Source organism: Cellulosimicrobium sp. SH8, assembly GCF_025818875.1.
GTDB lineage: Bacteria > Actinomycetota > Actinomycetes > Actinomycetales > Cellulomonadaceae > Cellulosimicrobium > Cellulosimicrobium cellulans_D.
The window spans coordinates 1-5546 of sequence record NZ_JAMXMH010000019.1 but is presented as its reverse complement, the minus strand read 5'-3'; the positions used below and the strand labels follow the sequence as shown (position 1 = coordinate 5546).

Sequence of the window (5546 nt, the reverse complement as noted above, 5' to 3'; positions counted from 1 at the left end):
CCGTCGGGTGGGGTGGTTGGTTGTGTCTGGGATTCCTTTGGTTGATTTCGGAAGATGATGTCATCTTTCGTGTTGATGCCAGTTTTGTGAACCCTGTTGGGGTTCGCTTCGTATGGATTGTTCACTGCTGGGTTTGCCTGGTGGTGGGCGTTGTTCATTTACGGAGAGTTTGATCCTGGCTCAGGACGAACGCTGGCGGCGTGCTTAACACATGCAAGTCGAACGATGAAGCCCAGCTTGCTGGGTGGATTAGTGGCGAACGGGTGAGTAACACGTGAGTAACCTGCCCTTGACTTCGGGATAACTCCGGGAAACCGGGGCTAATACCGGATATGAGCCGTCCTCGCATGGGGGTGGTTGGAAAGTTTTTCGGTCAGGGATGGGCTCGCGGCCTATCAGCTTGTTGGTGGGGTGATGGCCTACCAAGGCGACGACGGGTAGCCGGCCTGAGAGGGCGACCGGCCACACTGGGACTGAGACACGGCCCAGACTCCTACGGGAGGCAGCAGTGGGGAATATTGCACAATGGGCGCAAGCCTGATGCAGCGACGCCGCGTGAGGGATGAAGGCCTTCGGGTTGTAAACCTCTTTCAGCAGGGAAGAAGCGCAAGTGACGGTACCTGCAGAAGAAGCGCCGGCTAACTACGTGCCAGCAGCCGCGGTAATACGTAGGGCGCAAGCGTTGTCCGGAATTATTGGGCGTAAAGAGCTCGTAGGCGGTTTGTCGCGTCTGGTGTGAAAACTCGAGGCTCAACCTCGAGCTTGCATCGGGTACGGGCAGACTAGAGTGCGGTAGGGGAGACTGGAATTCCTGGTGTAGCGGTGGAATGCGCAGATATCAGGAGGAACACCGATGGCGAAGGCAGGTCTCTGGGCCGCAACTGACGCTGAGGAGCGAAAGCATGGGGAGCGAACAGGATTAGATACCCTGGTAGTCCATGCCGTAAACGTTGGGCACTAGGTGTGGGGCTCATTCCACGAGTTCCGTGCCGCAGCAAACGCATTAAGTGCCCCGCCTGGGGAGTACGGCCGCAAGGCTAAAACTCAAAGGAATTGACGGGGGCCCGCACAAGCGGCGGAGCATGCGGATTAATTCGATGCAACGCGAAGAACCTTACCAAGGCTTGACATGCACGGGAAGCCACCAGAGATGGTGGTCTCTTTGGACACTCGTGCACAGGTGGTGCATGGTTGTCGTCAGCTCGTGTCGTGAGATGTTGGGTTAAGTCCCGCAACGAGCGCAACCCTCGTCCCATGTTGCCAGCGGGTTATGCCGGGGACTCATGGGAGACTGCCGGGGTCAACTCGGAGGAAGGTGGGGATGACGTCAAATCATCATGCCCCTTATGTCTTGGGCTTCACGCATGCTACAATGGCCGGTACAAAGGGCTGCGATACCGTAAGGTGGAGCGAATCCCAAAAAGCCGGTCTCAGTTCGGATTGGGGTCTGCAACTCGACCCCATGAAGTCGGAGTCGCTAGTAATCGCAGATCAGCAACGCTGCGGTGAATACGTTCCCGGGCCTTGTACACACCGCCCGTCAAGTCACGAAAGTCGGTAACACCCGAAGCCCATGGCCCAACCGTTCGCGGGGGGAGTGGTCGAAGGTGGGACTGGCGATTGGGACTAAGTCGTAACAAGGTAGCCGTACCGGAAGGTGCGGCTGGATCACCTCCTTTCTAAGGAGCTACCAACCCTCGCCTGGCCGGCTTCGCCGGTGGGTGGGTGGTTCAGGTGCCACGCCATCGCCGATCGCGCGGTGGGTGGTTGCTCATGGGTGGAACATTGACGAAAGAGCGTCCTGGTCTTCGCTGGTGTCAGTACCTGCCGGCCCGCCAGGCTCTGGTCGTCCCTTCGGGGGTGTCGGGGTCGGGTGTGGTGGTGGTGGAACATCGCTGGTGGGGGGTGGGGGGCTTGTCGAGCACACTGTTGGGTCCTCAGGTCACCGGCCACCGGTTGGTGGGGTGCCTGGTACGGGCCGGTCCTCGGGCCACGAACCGCCAGTCTTGTTCCTCTGTGGAGGGGCGAGGGTGGTAGGCGGGTCGGGTGGGGGTCGGGGTCGTTGGTTGTTTGAGAACTGCACAGTGGACGCGAGCATCTTTGTAAAGATCAAGACACACTCGCTGGCCTTTCGGGGTTGCGTGGGTGTGGTTCTTGGTTCTCTGCAGTTTTGTTGTTTTTGTTGAAGTTTTTAAGGGCACAGGGTGGATGCCTTGGCACTAGGAGCCGAAGAAGGACGTTGTAGCCTGCGATAAGCCTCGGGGAGCTGGCAAACGAGCTGTGATCCGAGGGTTTCCGAATGGGGGAACCCCGCACGAGTCATGTCGTGTGACCCGCACCTGAATATATAGGGTGTGTGGAGGGAACGTCGGGAAGTGAAACATCTCAGTACCGACAGGAAGAGATATTCCGTGAGTAGTGGCGAGCGAAAGCGGATGAGGCCAAACCGGGCGCGTGTTCAAGCTGTCAGGCGTTGCGTGTTCGGGGTTGTGGGACCCTTCTGGTGGATCTGACAGTCCGCCGGGGAGTCAGAAAGTCGTGTCATAGTCGAACCGCATTGAAAGGCGGACCATAGACGGTGCGAGTCCGGTAGACGAAATGGTGCGGCCTCCCGAAGGGGATCCCAAGTAGCACGGGGCCCGAGAAATCTCGTGTGAATCTGGCAAGACCACTTGCTAAGCCTAAATACTACCTAGTGACCGATAGCGGACCAGTACCGTGAGGGAAAGGTGAAAAGTACCCCGGGAGGGGAGTGAAATAGTACCTGAAACCGTGTGCCTACAATCCGTTGGAGCCTCCTTGGCTGGGGTGACAGCGTGCCTTTTGAAGAATGAGCCTGCGAGTTAGTGCTCAGTGGCGAGGTTAACCCGTGTGGGGAAGCCGTAGCGAAAGCGAGTCCGAAGAGGGCGCCCATAGTCGCTGGGTCTAGACCCGAAGCGAAGTGATCTAGCCATGGGCAGGTTGAAGCGCGGGTAAGACCGCGTGGAGGACCGAACCCACCAGGGTTGAAAACCTGGGGGATGACCTGTGGTTAGGGGTGAAAGGCCAATCAAACTTCGTGATAGCTGGTTCTCCCCGAAATGCATTTAGGTGCAGCGTCACGTGTTTCTTGCCGGAGGTAGAGCTACTGGATGGCCGATGGGCCCTACAAGGTTACTGACGTCAGCCAAACTCCGAATGCCGGTAAGTGGAAGCGTGGCAGTGAGACTGCGGGGGATAAGCTCCGTAGTCGAGAGGGAAACAGCCCAGACCACCGGCTAAGGCCCCTAAGCGTGTGCTAAGTGGGAAAGGATGTGGAGTTGCACAGACAACCAGGAGGTTGGCTTAGAAGCAGCCACCCTTGAAAGAGTGCGTAATAGCTCACTGGTCAAGTGATTCCGCGCCGACAATGTAGCGGGGCTCAAGTACACCGCCGAAGCCGTGGCATCTGCGCTCAACTCAGGCCTTCGTGGTCCAGAGGCGCAGGTGGGTAGGGGAGCGTCGTGTGGGCAGTGAAGCCGCGGGGGAACCCAGTGGTGGAGCCCACACGAGTGAGAATGCAGGCATGAGTAGCGAAAGACGGGTGAGAAACCCGTCCGCCGAATGACCAAGGGTTCCAGGGCCAGGTTAATCCGCCCTGGGTAAGTCGGGACCTAAGGCGAGGCCGACAGGCGTAGTCGATGGACAAGGAGTTGATATTCTCCTACCGGCGAAGAACCGCCCATACCGAGCCCGGTGATGCTGACCGCCCAAACCTGTCCACCGGCCCTTCGGGGCCACCGGACAGGGGCGCGCGGGACCCAAACCGGTAGTAGGTAAGCGTATTAACAGGGGTGACGCAGGAAGGTAGCCCGGCGTGGCGATGGTAGACCACGTCCAAGGCTGTAGGCCGTCTGGTAGGCAAATCCGCCAGGCACACAGGCTGAGAGCTGACGGTGAGCGCACAAGCGCGAACTGGGTGATCCTATGCTGCCAAGAAAAGCCTCGGCGCGAGGTTCTAGCCGCCCGTACCCCAAACCGACTCAGGTGGTCAGGTAGAGAATACTAAGGCGATCGAGAGAATCGTGGTTAAGGAACTCGGCAAAATGCCCCCGTAACTTCGGGAGAAGGGGGGCCCGAAGCGTGAACACCCTCGCGGTGGGAGCGTGGACGGCCGCAGAGACCAGGGAGAAGCGACTGTTTACTAAAAACACAGGTCCGTGCGAAGTCGCAAGACGATGTATACGGACTGACGCCTGCCCGGTGCTGGAAGGTTAAGAGGACGGGTCAACCCTCGGGTGAAGCTCAGAATTTAAGCCCCAGTAAACGGCGGTGGTAACTATAACCATCCTAAGGTAGCGAAATTCCTTGTCGGGTAAGTTCCGACCTGCACGAATGGCGTAACGACTTCTCCGCTGTCTCAACCGCGAACTCGGCGAAATTGCACTACGAGTAAAGATGCTCGTTACGCGCAGCAGGACGGAAAGACCCCGGGACCTTTACTATAGCTTGGTATTGATGTTCGGTGCGGCTTGTGTAGGATAGGTGGGAGACTGTGAAGCCCGTACGCCAGTGCGGGTGGAGTCAACGTTGAAATACCACTCTGGCCGCTTCGGATGTCTAACCTCGGTCCGTGATCCGGACCAGGGACAGTGCCTGGTGGGTAGTTTAACTGGGGCGGTTGCCTCCTAAAATGTAACGGAGGCGCTCAAAGGTTCCCTCAGCCTGGTTGGCAATCAGGTGTCGAGTGCAAGTGCACAAGGGAGCTTGACTGTGAGACTGACAGGTCGAGCAGGGACGAAAGTCGGAACTAGTGATCCGGCGGTGGCTTGTGGAAGCGCCGTCGCTCAACGGATAAAAGGTACCCCGGGGATAACAGGCTGATCTTGCCCAAGAGTCCATATCGACGGCATGGTTTGGCACCTCGATGTCGGCTCGTCGCATCCTGGGGCTGGAGTAGGTCCCAAGGGTTGGGCTGTTCGCCCATTAAAGCGGTACGCGAGCTGGGTTTAGAACGTCGTGAGACAGTTCGGTCCCTATCCGCTGCGCGCGCAGGAAACTTGAGAAGGGCTGTCCCTAGTACGAGAGGACCGGGACGGACGAACCTCTGGTGTGCCAGTTGTTCCGCCAGGAGCACCGCTGGTTGGCTACGTTCGGAAGGGATAACCGCTGAAAGCATCTAAGCGGGAAGCCTGCTTCAAGATGAGGTTTCCATACCCTACGGGGTGAGAGGCACCCAGCAGAACACTGGGTCGATAGGCCGGACGTGGAAGCGGGGACGAAAGACCCGTGCAGCTGACCGGTACTAATCAGCCGACAACTTCAACACCAACACATTGCTACGCGTCCACTGTGCGGTTCCCGAACCACCAACACCACACCCCCCACCGGGGTGCCCAGCGTGTTGACAGGTTCACAGAGTTACGGCGGTCACAGCGAAGGGGAAACGCCCGGTCCCATACCGAACCCGGAAGCTAAGCCCTTCAGCGCCGATGGTACTGCCCTGGAGACGGGGTGGGAGAGTAGGACGCCGCCGGACAACCCTTCACCGAAGGCCCACCCCACACGGGGTGGGCCTTCGGCATTTC

3 rRNA genes are annotated in these 5546 nt (G+C 58.7%); all 3 read left to right on the top strand.

What is annotated here, in order from left to right:
• Nucleotides 1-157 precede the first annotated feature (157 nt).
• Nucleotides 158-1679 (top strand): 16S ribosomal RNA (locus NF338_RS20890).
• Between the two features lie 502 nt (nt 1680-2181).
• Nucleotides 2182-5287: ribosomal RNA gene (locus NF338_RS20885) — 23S ribosomal RNA — on the top strand.
• A 93-nt stretch (nt 5288-5380) separates the two neighbouring features.
• A 5S ribosomal RNA gene (rrf, locus tag NF338_RS20880) occupies nt 5381-5497 on the top strand.
• Together the 16S, 23S and 5S rRNA genes form the textbook arrangement of a ribosomal RNA operon.
• The last annotated feature ends 49 nt before the right edge of the window (nt 5498-5546 follow it).